Origin of the sequence: Enterobacter cloacae complex sp.6700776 (genome assembly GCF_048284255.1) — a bacterium.
Classification (GTDB): Bacteria; Pseudomonadota; Gammaproteobacteria; order Enterobacterales; family Enterobacteriaceae; genus Enterobacter; species Enterobacter intestinihominis.
This window is the reverse complement of the sequence record NZ_JBLVYK010000001.1, coordinates 48,647-64,527: the sequence shown is the minus strand read 5'-3', so window position 1 is coordinate 64,527 and position 15,881 is coordinate 48,647. Positions and strand designations below refer to the sequence as shown.

The window sequence follows — 15,881 nt, the reverse complement described above, 5'->3', positions numbered from 1 at the left end:
CGATGACATGATTATGGCTTGATGATTTTACAAAATCAAATGGGTGAAGCTTTCTTTTTTAACTTCAATGTTGGCGCTTTCTCCTTCGATTTATTCTCACTTTCAAATGCATCTTTTGCATTGTTGCATCCGCATTGATGGCAAACGTAGTCGCCACTCCACCCTCTGCGAGTAACTTCTTTTCCGATAGCGATTGAACCACAATCAGGACAGATCATAACCCCTCCGGTTTGCATTGGACTGCAAAACGATGATATCAATTCAAACACGGAAGGGAATGGTCTTTACAAAATAAATCCCTTTAATTTCAATAGTATAATATTTCTCTTCGGAATCCATCTAAGAACGGTGAATTATTGATGGTAGTTATTTTCAATCCTCCTGCTGCGGTGCTGCTGGCAGCGGCATCCAGTGGGTTGGCTTGCAGTAGCAATCAAAGCCGTGTCCGTGTGCTGACCCGCCAACGTACGTTGCCATCTTGATTAATGGATCATTACTTTCCGGCGCGTCTGGACGGTACGCCAACACTTGTTCCCCTGCGGAAGGCATCCGCTCAACGCAAGCCACCCAACCATCCTGAATCACCGGAGAGTTTCCAGCCTCATACGCAACGCGCAACCAGTGGAAAAAAACCTCCGTCATCACGCATCCACATTCGACGTCAATGGTGCCTGTCTGCTGCAAAAGCCACCGATCGAATGGCAACTTGTAAGCCGTCGTTACAGGTTCGGCCCCCTGAAACAGGGTTTCCTGATACCGTTCCAGCGTCACGTACTCCTGACATGACCACCCGCCATCAATAAAATCGCGAGCTTCAACAGCGTCGAAAGTGAACGATGTTTCACCGCCAGTTGGTGAGGTTAAGCCGTACAGGTCTGCTACCGGCTTAAACTGTGTGGCTGGAATATTTTCCGGAATATTTTGCGGTTCGTTTTGTGGTCGATCGGCACCCTGAAGCATGGCGTTGCGGCAGGCGTTAAATCCGCGAGCCCATGCCTCATCTGCATCAGTAACGTCATACTTGACGAATGCCGGGCAATCTTCAGCAGTAACTTCATCCGGCACAGATACCGGCGCTGGCGGGGCGGCGTAATAATACTCGTCCTCAATCCCATCAACTGGTTTTGAGAAGCCGATAAAATTACCGTAATGCCAAGGATAAGGGCCGTATGGCTCAACGGTCACCCTGCGCCAGCGATGAATGGCAGGCTCCGCTTCGAGCGATGCCAGCGCGATCTTCATCGCAGCCAGAGCCAGGGCTGCATCTTCGTTTACTGCGCCTGGCGTCGCATCGCGCTCTTCTTCAAGCTCCGCGATTGTTTTCAGGAGCCATTCTTTGGTAAGGGTGTTCATGATGCTACTCCTTTTCGAAGCTGGGCGGCGAAGTCACCGCAGATAGTTGCTGCTGCATCAAGCCCAATTTGTTCGTCCTGATAGCAATTAATAATTGCATTGCTAATTTTCAGGCAAACTTCATCTACTGCGGCGGCCCGCACTTCAGCCAGGAAAGCCTGGTACGCAGGAATCTGCATCACAGCCAGCGATCGAATTATCTTCTGAACTTCTGCCGGGCACTGCTCATAGTGATCATCTTTGATGAACACTGCCTCGTTGTGGATTGCTTCGACTGCACGCAACTCCGCAGCCAGAGCCGCGCACTTGGCTTCCAGTTCTTCGTATGTTGGTTTCATGCGACAGCCCCTTCAAATTGGTAAGAAATTTTAATTCCCAGCTTTTTAGCCATGGCATGCTCAGCGACAGCACCTTCCGACTCTTGCCACCCATGCAGCATGTGAATGGCGTCGGCGCAGCGAAGCATCGCCAGGCAGATGTCCATATACTCACGCTGAGATAAACCATCCGGGAGCGTGGCCGGATTTAATGCCACATGACCACCTGATAACATCTGCTGTGCTACTGCGTTAAACATCGGACGGTTGTAGTTTTCGTAACCCGTCATTGGTCCTGCGATGTAAATTTTCATACCCCTGCCCTCCCGTACTTGTCTGATAACTCGCCCATTTGCCTGTGGATTTCCGCAAGGTCACACCCTGCGCACCCCAGAGCTTCGGCTATGAGTTCTTCCTGTTCTTTGGATGGCCCCGCTTGGAGAATCTGATTAAGTTTCCTGTTCGATACGCCGCAGTGCTTGGCGATGCTGATGAGCGTTACACCGTTATCCTTCGCCATGGTCCTAACCATCCAGCGATAATCACTCCATTCGCTCATACCCCTGCCCTCCCCCAAACCATCAATACTCGCTTCATCGCCTGACTGTTCCGGCACTCCTGGCAGATAACGTTCGTCTCGGTACGCTGCACCAGCTTCGAATTTCCCTTCGGTATGGCCGGTATGGTTTCCGGTGCGTATTTCATGCCGTAGTTGGTCAGCCGATAAAGCCGCTGGCCATGCTTACCTTCGAACTCGATAAGGCCGTCTGCAAACAACGTGCTTAGCGGGCCGGAAATCTTTTTGGTGGTCATGCCGATCATGCTGGCAATACGAGCACTGCTCAGGCCCGGGTTATTACGCAGGGCTGCAAGAATCTGCCCACGAATTGTTATGGCCATGCTGCCCCCTTAGAACGGTAAGAATCCCACGTGAATGACAGAGTGCACCCGCCTCCATCGCTCATGCGATCAAGAACACGTTCGCCGATGAATGCAGCCAGTTCTTCCCGGGTCTGGTTGCTGATCAGGATAGTTGGCTTCATCCGCTCATAACGGGTGTTGATGATTTCGAACATGATCAACTTCTCGGCGTCGCTTCCGAACTGCACGCCGACCTCGTCGATAATCAGCAGGTCGGGCTTCGTGAAGTAACGGATCACTTCGTCTTCAGTACGGCTTGACCCCTTCGACCAGGTTGACTTGTACTCCCTGGCAATTTTCAGCGCGGTGGTGAACACAGCTGAGCTTTGGTGCTCGGTGATTGCATGCCGGGCGATAGCCAATGCGAGGTGGTTCTTGCCGGTTCCAGGCTTGCCGCACATCACCAGGCCGCCACCCTTCTGCAAACGCTCAGGCCAGCGGCTGGCGTATGCCTGACAGACCTTCAGGGTGCGTTTCGCTTCTTCGTTCACCGGTTCATAATTCTCCAGTGAACAGGATTCAAACCTGGCCGGGATGCTCAGTCCATCCAGCAGGCGCTCGATGTTTCTTTTGCGGGCTGCTTCGTTGATGCTAATTCTTTCCGCCTGCAAGCGGCCTAACTCCTCTTTGAGGCATTCAGGGCAGCAGCTTGGGCGCGGGGGAATTTTCACGACAGAGTTTAAGAAATGCCTGGTCCTGCATTCAAAGGGGCCATGCGTTTCGCAGTTCTCGGTGCTGATAGTTAGCTCGATATCTTCATGCTGAACTGGCGGCTGGCTCAGCTCAGTAATGCGTTTCTCTAGTTGATTGATTTTTTCATCCAGCGTCATGATCAGTCCCTCGCCCATGCAGGAATTTCAGTCTGGCCGTAGTCTTTGCCAGCAAAGTTCTCAGATACGCGAGACTGCGCGCGAGGCGGCTGCTTGGCTGTCTTTGGCTCAAACAAACCCTGCCAGCCATTCGCAATGCTCTGGTTGATGATTTCTTCAGGCTGGTATCCGCTGCACTTGCAACGCTCAAGCAGGTTGATGGCCTGGGTTACCGTCTGCTGAGACTTAATCGGTTTCTTCAGGTCTCGACGATAATCGACCCATGACTTCCAGACTGAAACTGACAGCCATTCAGGAAGGTCAACACCAGCCGGATCGAACGAAGCCGGTTTGGGGGATTTAGGGGGTTTATTAATATTGTCTTTATTGTCTTTTGTATGTTTGTCTTTTGTGTTTACCTTATTTGGGTAAGTGTCGTTACCTGATTCGGGTAAACATTCCTTACCTGATTCAGGTAAATTTACCTCTTTCAGGTAACGTTTATTTTCATTACCGGTTTTGGGTAATTTCACCCATTCACTAACCGTTTTGTTAATGCCGACAGAACGCCCGATTTGGGTAAATACTCCACGCTTCACTAACGAGCTTTTAGCAGCAGAGCATTTGTGCGGAAGAATGCCGGTAAGGGCAGATAACTGATCGTTACTAACCCAGTCAGATTTTTTGTTGAAACCGTATGTTTTACGCATTACAGCCATGAAGACCAGCAGCTGATGCTGAGACAATCCTGCCAGCATGACAGCCTCCAGAAGTTCATTGGCAATACGCGTATAGCCATCATCAAGATCTGCCACGCGCGGCTCCACGACCTGCAAATCAGGCCTGATTGGTGAGATATTGTTAATTGCTAAGTTCATCAGCAGCCTCCCCGCCTTTCTTGAAGATAATTTCGACACAAAGCAGAATGCAGTTATCGCAGATAGCAACGCCTGGACCGGCAACTATGGTTTTCACGTCGCTATCAATATTGCTTCTGTCGCAGAAAGAGCATTTATGAGTTGCGTGCTGATTTGCCTTTTCGTTTATTGCTGGCATACTTACTCCCGTTACTTGGCGTAACACAGTGTTTGGAAGGCCTTTGAAGTTACCGCTTCAAGGGCTTTTTCTTTTCTGGTGCCTATCACATAACCCCCAACATCGATGTAACCATCGTCATCAGCGGCCCTACCTGCTCAGGCATAAGGCGAAACAGCGACGCTATACCCTCACTTACCTCTTTCAGCTTCTGATGCTCTGGAGCGTCCAGCAGCACGGCCTGTTTAGCTTCGGCGAGTTCTTTCTCGGCCTCAGCAAGGCGAGACATTTTGCAATCGGCACCGATCAGGCGAGTGCGATACTCAACCGGCAGGACGGCCATGATTGCCGGCGTCAGCTGGCGAATGTTGTTCGCGGCGTACTCGGTATCGCCATCAATCCATCGAAACACTTTCTGCATCTGGCGGTGCGAGTCGGTCGGGATATCCAGACCGGTTCCGCCGGTTGCCCGCCATTCTTCTACAATCAGCGCTGCAACAAATTCACGGCTGCGGCAATCAGCAGCCCAGGCGCGAACAGCTGCGCGGATCCCATCGATGTTTAACGCCGTGGAATCAGGCTCCCGGCGATTCTGGTAAATCATCGCCGTTGGCGAAAATTTGTTACCTTGTTGATACGCAAGTGAATGCATTGCTTTCCCTTTCGTGGTTAGGGCCGCCGTTAAGCGGCATGGTTGTCAGGGTGTGGAAAGATGGACGGCAGGTCCGGGCGGAATTCGTGAGCCTGGATTTCACCACCAACCGCTTTCACCAGTTCAGGAACGTGAACCGGGGAGATGCGTTTCTTTCCGTTAAGCCAGTCACAGATAGTGGACTGGGCTTTGCCGCAACGTTTTGCCAGTTCTTTCTGGCTGCCAGCGATGGCGATCGCTTTCTCTACTGCGGAGTTCTTCTCTACTGTTGGGGTCTTCATAATCACCTCAGCTATCAGTTTAAAGCGATTATGGTTATCACTTTAGCGAATGTCAATCGCATAGGCGATTTTTTGCTAAATAATCGCTTGAGCGATAGAGTTAAAGGAGTCATTAACAGAGGTGAATATGGGATTCTCGGAGCGCTTAGCGCAGGCAATGGAAAACGCTGGATATACACAGGGTCGATTAGCTAAAGAGGTCGACATGGCTCAGTCCAGCGTAAATAAGTTACTAAAGAATGCTAAAGGCTCTCGAAAAACCGTTGAGATTGCCTCTGTACTTGGTGTTCGCCCTGAATGGCTTTCTACTGGTGAGGGGGAAATGGCTGCCGGTGGCGCCAGGGAGCCAACTGCGCTATACCAGGTTAAGCCGTCACTGAATGGGATTTATCGCGTGGATGTACTCGACGTTAAAGCCAGTGCTGGGCCAGGCACACTGGTAACCAGCGATTTCATTGAAACTATTCGTGCCATCGAATACACAACTGAACAGGCGCGCGCTTTATTTGGCAACCGGCCAGCTACGCACGTTAAAGTCATTACCGTCAATGGCGACAGTATGGATGGGACGATTTCGCCAGGCGATCAGATCTTCGTTGATACCGGCGTTACACATTTTGACGGTGACGGGGTATATGTCTTTGTCTTCGGCAAAACCCTCCATGTTAAGCGTCTTCAGATGCAGCGTGACCGCCTGGCAGTAATATCCGACAACCCGATTTACGAAAAATGGTACGTCGAACCTGAGGATGAGGACGCGTTCTACGTGATGGCGAAGGTGTTGCTCAGACAGTCCATCGACTATAAACGCTTCGCATAGCCCGGCTCCCGGGCTAGCATCTCCAACCCTCTTTAATCAACTTCTCACGTATATCCTCTATACGCTGAAACTCCTTTCTTTTTTTCAGGATGACTGACAACTGAGAGTACCCATAATGTGAAGGAGGATAAAATTCACTGGGATACTTATTTCCAGTTAACGATTCGTACTCTTCCACCCTTTTGTCATGAGCATGACGCAAAGCCGGGAACGCCAATTCAGACAGCGCAATCATCTGCTCGCATAAATGCTCGGCCCTTGCGAGGTTATCGCCCTCTCCCCTCAGCTTGTAATATTTCTTGATATCCTCCTGAAGTCCAAAGTGAACCTGAACGATCTGCTCTGGACTTAGCCAGCGGAGCTTATCAACCCATTCTTTATGGTCCATACGTATCCCCCTCCAAAAAATTCAGCATACCACGTAAATAAATTTCAATAAAAATCGCTTTAACAATCATGCAATTATCGGTTTATCGATGATAAATATCGTTTTGGCGATTGACTCAAATAATCGCTTTAGCTATTGTTAGCTCATCGAAACGAAACATCGACAGCTGAGCGAAGTTAGCCAGCGGCGGACAGCAAGTCGCCTGCTTTTTAACAACATGCAGATTTACAGCGTCAATGACCTGTTAAGACCCCTACACGTAAACGTGCAGTATCACCGGGTGCGATCCGGTCGGTGAGAGAGTATCCCCGCGCGAGAGCGAGAACGGCGTGAGAACGGGCAACACTGGCAGAGAGTTGGCGCTGATTCAACTTAGAGGAGTGATTCCAATGAAGCACTAAAGCGGACAGGCCGCACTTGCAAGCCGCAGTAATGATGTGGCCCCGAGTCTCTATGAGAGCCAGACGCAGGTCCGAACTGCGACATACCGCTGGTCAGGGTTAATCGAGGAAAAGGGTATGCCGGTAAAGCAGCGCGAACGCCAAACGCGCACCGGTTATGAGCGGCGATGAGCGACAAGTACTCAAGGGCATGAGCGCGGCCACTGCGAGAGTGTGGCGAAGTGCTTTGGGATTGGATGAATGAGCAGGCTGATGCTCGACCGATGTATTCACAGCGCTCATGGCAAGCAGTAACCAATCTGCGCCTCAAGACAGAGTCACTGGTAGTGCGGGCGCTCTAACCAGTAAGCCGGAGATCAGCGCCGGCCATCCAATCGCCAAAGCATTTCTCCCGAATCAGCGGGTAACGACAGAGGGTAACGCGATGGATAAGGAGCAGTTGAACAGAACTGTTAATGCACTCAGGCGGCGCCAGTTGTGCGTCAGGGAAAGTATTTCGATTCTCCGCAGGCAATGGCAGGCAGATCAGAAAACGCTCGAAGAGCTAATGCCAGAAGCGGTTGCAGCTGGCCTGGCTGTTCAGCTTGAAATTGATGAACCATAAGACCCGCTCCGGCGGGTTTTTCATACCTCAGTCGCTTCACCGAGGCGGCTTAGTTATGACAACCGGCGGCCATCCACCGCCCATTAGCGCAGAAGTCTTGTATTAACTGTTCCGTTCGCCGCGATAAGGCCAAGAGGATTTATGAGCAACCCAATCACAGTAGGTTTTTCGGGCCTGACGAAGCGAATCTTCGCGGGTCGGTCAAAGCCAGGCAAATTGGCGCCCGGCGTTCGTCAGTTCACTGGCGAGAAGTTTGATGTGACAGACGAGGCTATTTTCGCTGTAGCACACCTGATGGTTGCTCGCGATGACATCATCGTCATACCTCTGCCGAGTGGCGACGAGATTCACCTCCGCGCCGACCTCAAAGAAAAGCGGGAGGCATCATGACAGTCACCCACAATGGCAAGCAGCACACCGCCAAAAAACTCAACGATAACGAGTGGCAGCTGACGTCGGTATCGGCACCGCGCGACAAGCTGACGCTTAACCGCTGGCAGATGCATATCGCTGGCCTCCTGGAACAGGTTGAGGTGAAGGTATGATTGGAATGCACTACGGCACCGCATCAGTGCCACGTGGCGAGGTTTTACCGGGTACAATGCTGCAACACCACGGCAAAACTTATCGCGCCTCTGCGAACGTTGAGAAAGGCCTGTACGCCTTCAACATCTTCGAAAAAACCATCATCAAAAGTGATTCCGTCGTTGTGCTGCTGAATGAGCGCGGCGAGCCAATGGTTCACTGATACCAACCACCCTATTCAACCGATCGGCCTGGCTCAATGCGGGCGGGATCTGCACATCCAAATTTCAGGAGTTCAGCCATGAACGCATTCCTCACTTACGACCGTATCGAAGACCGGCGCTGGGTTGAACAGCAACTCGACGACGAGAAAGAAAAGTGGATCGATGACCGGGCTCGGGAAATCATCGACATGATGCCTAAAGAGCCGTCCGGCCTCTTCCACTTCTCCGTACCGATTGACTCCAGCCCATACGAAGGACTTCGCAGCGATAAAGCTGGCGAGGCCTATAACGATTTCATTTCGGCAGTTGCTTACGCCCAGGCGGAATACGACTGGGAACACCGTACCGGCTGCCCGTTTTAATTTTTGAGGGATTTAACAATGAGTACTGCACTTTCCACCATGGCCGGGAAACTGGCCGCTCGCCTCGGCATGGATGCCGGTACAGACCTGATGAATACGCTGAAGAATACAGCGTTCAAAGGTGGCAACGTCACGGACGAGCAGTTTACAGCCCTGTTGATCGTCGCCAACCAGTACGGCCTGAACCCATGGACGAAAGAGATTTACGCATTCCCAGATAAAGGCGGGATTGTCCCAGTCGTCGGCGTTGATGGATGGGCTCGCATTATCAACGAACATCCTCAGTTTGACGGCATGGAGTTCTCTTACGACAAGGAGGAAGGCGCGTGTACCTGCAAGATTTACCGCAAAGACCGTAAGCACCCGACCATTGTCACTGAGTACATGGGAGAGTGTAAACGCAACACTCAGCCATGGCAGTCCCACCCTACCCGCATGCTTCGCCACAAGACGCTGATCCAGTGCGCGCGTCTGGCCTTTGGTTTCGCTGGCATCTTCGACCAGGACGAGGCAGAGCGAGTTATTGAAGGAACAACGGCAGAGGTTCATGCGGGCCATGAATCAGATAGCCGTCGCCCGGTTCTGATCGCAAAAGGTGAGTCAGCCGCGCGCCTTGGAACCGTTAAGTATCAGGAGTTCTGGGTGGCGCTGAGCGCTGAAGAGAAGCAGGTGATCGGCGCAGTTGAGAAGCGACGTATGTATGACATGAGTCTTGCTGTCGACAACGCCGAACCTGTCAATGTCGCAGAGATGGAGGCTGAATGATGGAGCAACGCACCCCTGAATGGTTTGCTGCGCGCTGCGGCAAGGTCACAGCGAGTCGCCTGGCTGATGTCATGGCCCGGACTAAGTCGGGCTACTCCACCAGCCGCCAGAACTACATGGCCGAGCTGATTTGCCAACGGCTGACCGGGAAGCTGGAGGAAGGGTTTTCGAATGCCGCGATGATGCGCGGCACTGAACTTGAGCCAGTGGCGCGCGAAATGTACGCCCTGAATGAGTTCGATGCGGCAATCACTGAAGTTGGACTCATCGATCACCCAACCATACCCGGATTCGCAGCCAGCCCGGACGGACTTGTCAACGACGACGGGCTTATCGAAATCAAGTGCCCCAACACCTGGACCCATCTTGAAACGCTGAAAACTGGCGAGCCAAAGCGCCAGTACATGCTGCAAATGCATGCGCAGATGATGTGCACCGGGCGGAAATGGTGTGATTTCGTTAGTTTCGATGATCGCCTGCCGCCTGACCTCGCCTATTTCAAGAAGCGAATTCATTTCGATGAAGAGCTGGCGCGCGAAATCGAGTCTGAGGTTAAGAGCTTCCTTGCAGATCTGGAATCGGAAATTCTGAAAATCACAGAGCGTGCAGCATGAAACGCACACCCTTTTACCGCAGGCCCGGGAGAACCGGGCAATTCTCCGGCCTACGTGAGCGCGTGATCTGGATGATTCAGACGCGCGGCCGCCCGGTAACCGGCAGCGAAATCGCTGAGAAGTTTGGCGTAACGCTCATCGAGTTCAACCGGGTCGCCAACGGCATCACCCGCGGTTCCGGGCAGATAGCGCAGATCGTTGAGTCGAAGAAATGGCTCAACGATGACGGCATCTGCGACCGCGCTTTCGACCTCGTTACGAAGCCGAAGGTTGTTACGCCGCAGGGTAAATCGCGGCTGTTCACCCGGCGCGCCATAGAGCAGTCACGGGAAGGCCGACGGCAGGAGTGCATTGAACGTGCCGCCCGGCGTCGCCGCCTCATTGCTCAGGGCCTCTACATCGACGAAATGGAGTCAGTGCTATGAAAGCGTGGTCTCTCGAAGAGCTGGCGCTGCTGTGGCGACACTCAAACGCTGAAGTCGCAGAGATTACCGGCCGCAGCATTGAAGAGGTCGGAGATAAGCGGCTGCAAACCAATATTGAGCGTAATGGCTGGGATGTAAACGTTCCGGAGCGGGAGGAATCATGACCGATTACACCGGAAGTAATACCCCAGCGGATCAGCGCGACCTCTGGCGCACTCCACCAGCCCTTTTCGCTTCCCTTGATGCTGAGTTCTGCTTCCAGCTGGATGCCGCAGCAGCGCCGTATAACGCGCTGTGCAGGAAGTTCATCACCGCCGAGCAGAACACACTGGAAACGCAGTGGGCTGATTACATGAGCATTCCCGGCTACGTCTGGCTGAACCCGCCATATAGCGACATTACACCGTTTGTTAAGAAGGCAGCCGCCGAGAGCATCAACCAGATCGGCACGGTCATGCTTGTCCCAGCTGACACTTCGGTTGGCTGGTTCAAGGAGGCAATCCAGACCGCCAGCGAGGTTCGCTTCATCACCGCTGGCCGACTGGCATTTATCAACCCGGTCACCGGTAAGCCGGTAAGCGGCAACAACAAAGGGTCGATGCTCATCATCTGGCGACCGTACCCGCGTACACACTGCCACTTCGCAACTGTGGACCGGGACGAGCTTATGGCTTTCGGAGCGAAACTTCTCGCCCGCCGGGAGGCCGCATGACACCAGAAACAGACAACGCCATCCGCGCCGCCTGCCGTCGCTGCACCGAGGAAATCCAGCAGGCCATGCGCAAGAAGCCAAAGCCAAACTGGAACGAAACGGTGCCCCCCATCATCAACAAGCATCACAAGAAAATAGAAGCTCTGGGAGTTAGCCTCCTGGAGTTCGTCGTATACACAGGGCGGCTTAATCGCCGCTTCGGAGTTGAATCGTGAAGGTTGAAAAAAACGATGTTCTGGCGTTTACCATTTCAGATGTTGAACGCCTCGACCCAGTCAGGGTGATGATTGAAAACTATGATCCAGGAAAGGGAAGAATCACTGTCACCTGCTACGGACAGGCATGGACTGGAGCATGGTTTGCAATGGGCGGTGACACTGTTCAGGAGTTCATTAAGCGTGTCAGCAATGACTACCTGATCGGGTGTTTAGCTCCCCGGCTTGAAAGCTCGGTTGACGATGATAACGACGCCAACCTTGAATTCGTTAAATCGCAAATCATCAAGCTTCGCCGCGAACAGGAAATTGATAAGGGTGATGCCCGTGAAATGTGGACAGAGGCCGAAAATGCGGAGGATGTGAAGGCAAACTGCTGTGATTTTATCGTTGGGGACAAGCTTTTGAAATTGTTTGGCGACGACCCTTGGTATGCCGGATGGCCGTCTGTACCCAATCCGAAATATCAATATCTCGAACGCATCATTGAAGCGGTACGTGGCGGGCTCGCAGAACTGGAGTGTGTCGCATGAACAGAGCCTCACCCGTTGATTTGAGAAAAAGCCTCGACATCGCCAACCACCTAGCGCATATCGGGATTAGCTTTGTGCCGATCCCGGTAGCTTCAGAGGAAGAATTTCAGACCCTTTCCGCCGAGCTATCGCGACGGCTTGAGCAGATGGCAGTCGAAGCCGAGAAGAATGAATGCGGTGCAGCATGAGCATGGAAAAATTCATTAAGCCATTCCCTTTGACCGACATTACCACCCCACGAAATGGCGCTGAGGTATTGCTGGATAACTACTGGCTTACGAAAGATGGCATGTATTTCAAATCAAAACGCGGCGGCACTCACCAGTGCAATCGAGACAAGCGCGTTGTCGATAAAGTGTACGCAGAACTCCTTTCTTCTGGATATGAATGCACACACATTCCTGTGGCTTATATCAAGAGGGGGTAAGCATGAAGGCACTAATCACCAGGTCGCTATCGCGGCCTTTTTTATTGCTGGCGTTCACCTTCAACCGAATTAACCGACAGTTCCGGGAGCATTGACCATGGCCGATATCATCGACACAGCAGCAGAGATAGAAGAGCTTCAGCGTAACGCTGCCCTTTCCGCTCACCGCTTCGACCGCAACGCCGTATCAGCAGAGCATTGCGCAGAATGCGGCGAGGATATCCCGGCGCCGCGGCGCGCTGTCGTTCCAGGCTGCCAGACGTGCGCGGAATGCCAGGGTGTTATCGAACTGAAGAAAAAGCAAAGGGGGCTGTAATGCAGCAGTCAATTTTAGACATGTGCTGCGGGTCGCGCATGTTCTGGTTCGACAAGCAGGACGAGCGCGCCGTGTTCAGTGATATCCGCGCCGAACAGCATGAGCTTTGCGACGGTCGCCAGTTGGTCATTAGTCCGGACCTTATTGCCGATTTTCGCGCTCTTCCCTTTGCTAATAACACTTTTCCTGTCGTCGTGTTCGACCCGCCGCACCTCGAGCGGGTCGGCGATAACGCGTGGATGGGTAAAAAGTACGGGCGGCTCAACAAAGAAACATGGCGCGATGATTTGCGATCCGGGTTCTCAGAGGCATTCCGGGTGTTGTGGCCACACGGCGTACTCATCTTCAAATGGAACGAAACTCAGATCCCGGTTAGCAATATCCTGGCGCTGACCGACCAAAAGCCGGTCATCTGGCAGCGCACCGGCAAGTCAGACAAAACCCACTGGGTGATTTTCGTCAAAGGTGGTGCACATGTTCCAGCTAATTCAACGGGGTCAGATTTACGTTGACCAGCACGGTTGGCCCGTCATCATCCACAGCAGCACATCACAGATAGTCCGCTACTGGCGACAGGGCCGGATAAACACCGCTTCAATCGACCGATTCAATAATTACTTTGAGCACCTCGATCACCGTGAGGCTGCGCAGATACGCGCCGAACTGGAGACGAGCGAGCACATTAAATCGCTGCGTGCCCAGCGTGCGGCATGAGGAGAGAGCGTGAAACCTTACGAATCGAAGAAATCACAGTTCACCAGAAACCTGATCCGGCGGCGGCACGCTGAATGGTCAGAAAAGACCTTCGGCAACGTCGGTCCCATCGGACCGCTGAAACACCTTTCAAAAGAGGCGCTGGAAGCTGCAGCCGATCCTGGCGACCTCAGTGAATGGGCTGATATGCAGTTTCTGCTGTGGGACGCGCAGCGGCGCGCCGGTATCACCGATGAGCAAATCACCGCGGCGCTGGAAGAAAAGCTAAAGGTGAATATGGCTCGTCAGTGGCCGGAACCGAAAGACGGCGAACCGCGCCTTCACATCAAACCATGACGCAACTGATAGCCAGTTATGAGCTGGCTATTGGGTGCGAAAGCACTGCTCCGTTATCCCTTTTGCCCGGTACGCCGGGCCTCTTTTTGCCTGGAGACACCCATGAGCGAAATGACCTTGATCGTGCCCAACGACTGGGTAACAGAAGAAAAGCTCGTCGAGATTACCGGCCTTCGCCCGGGCACTATCGAGCGGGCCCGCAAAAAATGCTGGATGGTAGGACGGGAATACCTTCACGTCTCACCGGACGGCGTGCCGAAGAAAAACAGCGAATGCATGTACAACCGAAAGGCTGTCGACCAGTGGGTTGAGAGCATGTCAAAGAAACAGCCGGGTGCGCGCCAATGAAGATCCGTTTATGCTTAGCGGGCTCTTGGACGTCAGGAGGGAATAATGGCTAAGTCAGCATACCCAACAGGCGTGGAGAACCATGGCGGTACGCTCCGCATATGGTTCATCTATAAAGGCAGCCGGGTGCGTGAAAGCCTCGGCGTGCCGGATACACCAAAAAACAGAAAGGTCGCTGGCGAGCTGCGCGCGTCGGTATGCTTTTCGATAAAGACCGGCAACTTCAACTATGCCGCCCAGTTTCCTGACTCGCCTAACCTGAAGAAATTCGGGGTGGAGAGTAAGGAAATAACAGTGATGGAACTGGCGAAGAAGTGGCTTGAACTGAAGCGCATGGAAATCAGCACCAACGCTATGTCTCGCTATACATCAATAGCGCGCAACATGGTGCCAAGGATAGGCGGAGACAGACTGGCTTCAGCGGTGACGCAGGAAGACCTGCTGTTTATCAGAAAGGAATTGCTGACCGGTTATCACGTCCTGAAGACAGGACAGAAAACACCGGTGAAAGGGCGCTCTGTCAGAACGGTGAACAACTACATGAGAACCATGTCAGGTATGTTTAACTTTGCAGCTGATAGCGGGTATGTAAAAGCGAATCCGTTTAATGGTATTTCTCAGCTCAAACGGGCACGCACTGAGCCTGACCCACTGACGCGAGAAGAGTTCATCCGGATGATTAACGCATGCACTCATCAGCAGTTGAAAAACATGTGGTCGCTGGCAGTTTATACCGGAGTACGTCACGGAGAGCTGGTAGCTCTTGCCTGGGAAGATATTGACCTGAAAGCAGGCACGATGATCATCCGCCGGAACCATACTTTGACGAAGGAGTTCACCCTTCCGAAAACGGACGCCGGAACGGATCGCATCATCAACCTCATTCAGCCAGCGATCGACGTGCTGAAGAGGCAGGCCGAATTAACACGCCTGGGCAAGCAGTACCAGGTTGAAGTGAAACTGCGCGAGTATGGTCGTACTGATGTGCATCCGTGCACTTTCGTGTTCAACCCACAGATCGCTGCGCGTAATGGCCGTGCTGGGCATCATTACGCTGTGGGGTCGATTAACCAGTCATGGGAGGCAGCAATGCGGCGCGCCGGGATTCGCTATCGCAAAGCATACCAATCCCGACACACTTATGCATGCTGGTCGTTAGCTGCCGGTGCTAACCCTAACTTCATCGCGAAGCAAATGGGACACACCGACGCGCAAATGGTTTATCGGGTATATGGATCCTGGATGGCTGAAAATAACCAGGACCAGGTACTTATCCTCAACCAGAAATTGAGTGAGTTTGCCCCATCCATGCCCCACGCCACAGGATCGGATGGTTATTAATTATAATTATCATTAGGTTAGACAACCTAAACCTGCATGGACATCACGTCCTGATACGCCGACACCAGCTTGTTACGCACCTGCAACCCCATCTGCAATGACACCGACGCTTTTTGCAGATCGGCCATCACATCGTTGAGCGCCACGCCGGGTTCACCGAGGGTAAATCTCTCAGCCTGGGTACGGGCCGCGTTTTGCTTATCGCTAATCCGGTCCAGCGCCGCATGCAGTTGACCGGCGAAGCTAATGCCCTGCGGCTGGTCAATTACGCTCTGATTACGGGCGGTCATCGCCGTCGCCTGTAACTGACTGAGTACCCCTTCAATGCCCTGTATAGCCATGACTCTCCCCTGGATGGTTTTTTATGAGGTCAAGACTAACAGCTTGTCAATAAGATAATGGCGGTAAATAGCGTTAAAAAACCAGGTTATTTGACGCATAGA

32 protein-coding genes and 1 pseudogene are annotated in these 15,881 nt (G+C 52.6%); 21 read left to right on the top strand and 12 right to left on the bottom strand.

Annotated elements, in window-relative coordinates:
* Window positions 1–372: 372 nt before the first annotated feature.
* The 10 genes from ACNQ0T_RS00390 to ACNQ0T_RS00345 all read right to left on the bottom strand — a co-directional run bounded on the left by ACNQ0T_RS00390 (window position 373) and on the right by ACNQ0T_RS00345 (window position 5,368).
* Window positions 373–1,353: a DUF551 domain-containing protein gene (locus ACNQ0T_RS00390; RefSeq protein ID WP_417929349.1), complete on the bottom strand. Its 981-nt coding sequence runs from the start codon at window positions 1,351–1,353 to the stop codon at window positions 373–375.
* On the bottom strand, window positions 1,350–1,691 hold the full coding sequence (locus ACNQ0T_RS00385; protein WP_417929347.1) for a hypothetical protein: 342 nt from the start codon (window positions 1,689–1,691) through the stop codon (window positions 1,350–1,352). The genes ACNQ0T_RS00390 and ACNQ0T_RS00385 overlap by 4 nt, the downstream gene beginning before the upstream one ends.
* Window positions 1,688–1,984: a DUF4406 domain-containing protein gene (locus ACNQ0T_RS00380; protein ID WP_410986879.1), complete on the bottom strand. Its 297-nt coding sequence runs from the start codon at window positions 1,982–1,984 to the stop codon at window positions 1,688–1,690. Before ACNQ0T_RS00380 ends, ACNQ0T_RS00385 begins: the two co-directional genes overlap by 4 nt.
* Window positions 1,981–2,229, bottom strand: coding sequence for a hypothetical protein (locus ACNQ0T_RS00375; RefSeq protein WP_097479372.1), 249 nt, complete (start codon window positions 2,227–2,229; stop codon window positions 1,981–1,983). The genes ACNQ0T_RS00380 and ACNQ0T_RS00375 overlap by 4 nt, the downstream gene beginning before the upstream one ends.
* Window positions 2,226–2,570, bottom strand: a complete 345-nt coding sequence (locus tag ACNQ0T_RS00370) for a winged helix-turn-helix transcriptional regulator (protein WP_417929345.1) — start codon at window positions 2,568–2,570, stop codon at window positions 2,226–2,228. The genes ACNQ0T_RS00375 and ACNQ0T_RS00370 overlap by 4 nt, the downstream gene beginning before the upstream one ends.
* Window positions 2,561–3,439, bottom strand: coding sequence for an ATP-binding protein (locus ACNQ0T_RS00365; protein ID WP_417929343.1), 879 nt, complete (start codon window positions 3,437–3,439; stop codon window positions 2,561–2,563). The genes ACNQ0T_RS00370 and ACNQ0T_RS00365 overlap by 10 nt, the downstream gene beginning before the upstream one ends.
* Complete coding sequence (locus tag ACNQ0T_RS00360) at window positions 3,424–4,278, bottom strand: replication protein (protein ID WP_417929342.1); 855 nt, start codon at window positions 4,276–4,278, stop codon at window positions 3,424–3,426. Before ACNQ0T_RS00360 ends, ACNQ0T_RS00365 begins: the two co-directional genes overlap by 16 nt.
* Window positions 4,262–4,456 carry a ClpX C4-type zinc finger protein gene (locus ACNQ0T_RS00355; protein WP_047721649.1) on the bottom strand — a complete coding sequence of 65 codons (195 nt, stop codon included), beginning with the start codon at window positions 4,454–4,456 and terminating at the stop codon, window positions 4,262–4,264. Before ACNQ0T_RS00355 ends, ACNQ0T_RS00360 begins: the two co-directional genes overlap by 17 nt.
* An 85-nt stretch (window positions 4,457–4,541) precedes the next feature.
* Window positions 4,542–5,087: a toxin YdaT family protein gene (locus tag ACNQ0T_RS00350; RefSeq protein ID WP_417929341.1), complete on the bottom strand. Its 546-nt coding sequence runs from the start codon at window positions 5,085–5,087 to the stop codon at window positions 4,542–4,544.
* Window positions 5,088–5,116: 29 nt separating this feature from the next.
* The gene (locus tag ACNQ0T_RS00345) at window positions 5,117–5,368 is read right to left on the bottom strand and encodes a transcriptional regulator (RefSeq protein ID WP_001514164.1); all 252 of its coding nucleotides are present in this window, start codon (window positions 5,366–5,368) and stop codon (window positions 5,117–5,119) included.
* A 127-nt stretch (window positions 5,369–5,495) separates the two neighbouring features.
* Here ACNQ0T_RS00345 and ACNQ0T_RS00340 point away from each other — a divergent pair, with 127 nt between their 5' ends.
* Complete coding sequence (locus ACNQ0T_RS00340) at window positions 5,496–6,188, top strand: LexA family transcriptional regulator (protein ID WP_032104889.1); 693 nt, start codon at window positions 5,496–5,498, stop codon at window positions 6,186–6,188.
* Window positions 6,189–6,201: 13 nt separating this feature from the next.
* Here ACNQ0T_RS00340 and ACNQ0T_RS00335 read toward each other — a convergent pair whose 3' ends face one another.
* Window positions 6,202–6,576, bottom strand: coding sequence for a hypothetical protein (locus ACNQ0T_RS00335; protein WP_048248330.1), 375 nt, complete (start codon window positions 6,574–6,576; stop codon window positions 6,202–6,204).
* A gap of 825 nt (window positions 6,577–7,401) precedes the next feature.
* On the opposite strand from ACNQ0T_RS00335, the gene ACNQ0T_RS00330 reads away from it, so the two are divergent.
* The 20 genes and pseudogenes from ACNQ0T_RS00330 (at window position 7,402) to ACNQ0T_RS00235 (ending at window position 15,438) form a co-directional block, all read left to right on the top strand.
* Complete coding sequence (locus ACNQ0T_RS00330) at window positions 7,402–7,581, top strand: hypothetical protein (protein WP_032677287.1); 180 nt, start codon at window positions 7,402–7,404, stop codon at window positions 7,579–7,581.
* Between the two features lie 141 nt (window positions 7,582–7,722).
* Window positions 7,723–7,971, top strand: coding sequence for a DUF7446 family protein (locus tag ACNQ0T_RS00325; protein ID WP_181522334.1), 249 nt, complete (start codon window positions 7,723–7,725; stop codon window positions 7,969–7,971).
* Window positions 7,968–8,126, top strand: a complete 159-nt coding sequence (locus tag ACNQ0T_RS00320; protein ID WP_252027840.1) for a hypothetical protein — start codon at window positions 7,968–7,970, stop codon at window positions 8,124–8,126. The genes ACNQ0T_RS00325 and ACNQ0T_RS00320 overlap by 4 nt, the downstream gene beginning before the upstream one ends.
* The gene (locus tag ACNQ0T_RS00315) at window positions 8,123–8,329 is read left to right on the top strand and encodes a cell division protein FtsZ (RefSeq protein ID WP_044856894.1); all 207 of its coding nucleotides are present in this window, start codon (window positions 8,123–8,125) and stop codon (window positions 8,327–8,329) included. Before ACNQ0T_RS00320 ends, ACNQ0T_RS00315 begins: the two co-directional genes overlap by 4 nt.
* A 78-nt stretch (window positions 8,330–8,407) precedes the next feature.
* On the top strand, window positions 8,408–8,692 hold the full coding sequence (gamL, locus tag ACNQ0T_RS00310; protein ID WP_417929340.1) for a host nuclease inhibitor GamL: 285 nt from the start codon (window positions 8,408–8,410) through the stop codon (window positions 8,690–8,692).
* 18 nt (window positions 8,693–8,710) lie between these two features.
* Window positions 8,711–9,457, top strand: a complete 747-nt coding sequence (bet, locus tag ACNQ0T_RS00305; RefSeq protein WP_280018976.1) for a phage recombination protein Bet — start codon at window positions 8,711–8,713, stop codon at window positions 9,455–9,457.
* A complete protein-coding gene (locus ACNQ0T_RS00300; protein ID WP_060614595.1) occupies window positions 9,454–10,071 on the top strand; it encodes a lambda exonuclease family protein in 618 nt (205 codons plus the stop codon). Before bet ends, ACNQ0T_RS00300 begins: the two co-directional genes overlap by 4 nt.
* Complete coding sequence (locus ACNQ0T_RS00295; RefSeq protein WP_063945346.1) at window positions 10,068–10,496, top strand: hypothetical protein; 429 nt, start codon at window positions 10,068–10,070, stop codon at window positions 10,494–10,496. The genes ACNQ0T_RS00300 and ACNQ0T_RS00295 overlap by 4 nt, the downstream gene beginning before the upstream one ends.
* Window positions 10,493–10,660 (top strand): hypothetical protein, encoded by a 168-nt coding sequence (locus ACNQ0T_RS00290; RefSeq protein WP_417929338.1) that lies wholly within the window; start codon window positions 10,493–10,495, stop codon window positions 10,658–10,660. The genes ACNQ0T_RS00295 and ACNQ0T_RS00290 overlap by 4 nt, the downstream gene beginning before the upstream one ends.
* The gene (locus ACNQ0T_RS00285) at window positions 10,657–11,208 is read left to right on the top strand and encodes a phage N-6-adenine-methyltransferase (RefSeq protein WP_417929337.1); all 552 of its coding nucleotides are present in this window, start codon (window positions 10,657–10,659) and stop codon (window positions 11,206–11,208) included. The genes ACNQ0T_RS00290 and ACNQ0T_RS00285 overlap by 4 nt, the downstream gene beginning before the upstream one ends.
* Complete coding sequence (locus ACNQ0T_RS00280; protein ID WP_006176198.1) at window positions 11,205–11,423, top strand: hypothetical protein; 219 nt, start codon at window positions 11,205–11,207, stop codon at window positions 11,421–11,423. Before ACNQ0T_RS00285 ends, ACNQ0T_RS00280 begins: the two co-directional genes overlap by 4 nt.
* A complete protein-coding gene (locus tag ACNQ0T_RS00275) occupies window positions 11,420–11,956 on the top strand; it encodes a hypothetical protein (protein WP_417929336.1) in 537 nt (178 codons plus the stop codon). Before ACNQ0T_RS00280 ends, ACNQ0T_RS00275 begins: the two co-directional genes overlap by 4 nt.
* A complete protein-coding gene (locus tag ACNQ0T_RS00270) occupies window positions 11,953–12,144 on the top strand; it encodes a DUF1382 family protein (protein ID WP_323786673.1) in 192 nt (63 codons plus the stop codon). The genes ACNQ0T_RS00275 and ACNQ0T_RS00270 overlap by 4 nt, the downstream gene beginning before the upstream one ends.
* A gap of 2 nt (window positions 12,145–12,146) precedes the next feature.
* A complete protein-coding gene (locus tag ACNQ0T_RS00265) occupies window positions 12,147–12,383 on the top strand; it encodes a hypothetical protein (RefSeq protein ID WP_323786674.1) in 237 nt (78 codons plus the stop codon).
* Between the two features lie 97 nt (window positions 12,384–12,480).
* On the top strand, window positions 12,481–12,699 hold the full coding sequence (locus tag ACNQ0T_RS00260) for a TraR/DksA family transcriptional regulator (RefSeq protein ID WP_417929334.1): 219 nt from the start codon (window positions 12,481–12,483) through the stop codon (window positions 12,697–12,699).
* The gene (locus tag ACNQ0T_RS00255) at window positions 12,699–13,211 is read left to right on the top strand and encodes an SAM-dependent methyltransferase (protein ID WP_417929332.1); all 513 of its coding nucleotides are present in this window, start codon (window positions 12,699–12,701) and stop codon (window positions 13,209–13,211) included. The genes ACNQ0T_RS00260 and ACNQ0T_RS00255 overlap by 1 nt, the downstream gene beginning before the upstream one ends.
* Window positions 13,174–13,413 (top strand): DUF4222 domain-containing protein, encoded by a 240-nt coding sequence (locus ACNQ0T_RS00250; protein WP_417929331.1) that lies wholly within the window; start codon window positions 13,174–13,176, stop codon window positions 13,411–13,413. The genes ACNQ0T_RS00255 and ACNQ0T_RS00250 overlap by 38 nt, the downstream gene beginning before the upstream one ends.
* Window positions 13,414–13,470: 57 nt before the next feature.
* Window positions 13,471–13,743: pseudogene (locus ACNQ0T_RS00245) on the top strand (DUF550 domain-containing protein); the annotation flags it as partial.
* Window positions 13,744–13,851: 108 nt separating this feature from the next.
* Complete coding sequence (locus ACNQ0T_RS00240; protein WP_014070846.1) at window positions 13,852–14,097, top strand: excisionase family protein; 246 nt, start codon at window positions 13,852–13,854, stop codon at window positions 14,095–14,097.
* A gap of 45 nt (window positions 14,098–14,142) precedes the next feature.
* Window positions 14,143–15,438, top strand: coding sequence for a tyrosine-type recombinase/integrase (locus tag ACNQ0T_RS00235; protein ID WP_063843716.1), 1,296 nt, complete (start codon window positions 14,143–14,145; stop codon window positions 15,436–15,438).
* A gap of 26 nt (window positions 15,439–15,464) precedes the next feature.
* Here the strand turns inward: ACNQ0T_RS00235 and fliE are convergent, their stop codons facing one another.
* Window positions 15,465–15,779: a flagellar hook-basal body complex protein FliE gene (fliE, locus tag ACNQ0T_RS00230; RefSeq protein ID WP_353416558.1), complete on the bottom strand. Its 315-nt coding sequence runs from the start codon at window positions 15,777–15,779 to the stop codon at window positions 15,465–15,467.
* Between the last annotated feature and the right edge of the window lie 102 nt (window positions 15,780–15,881).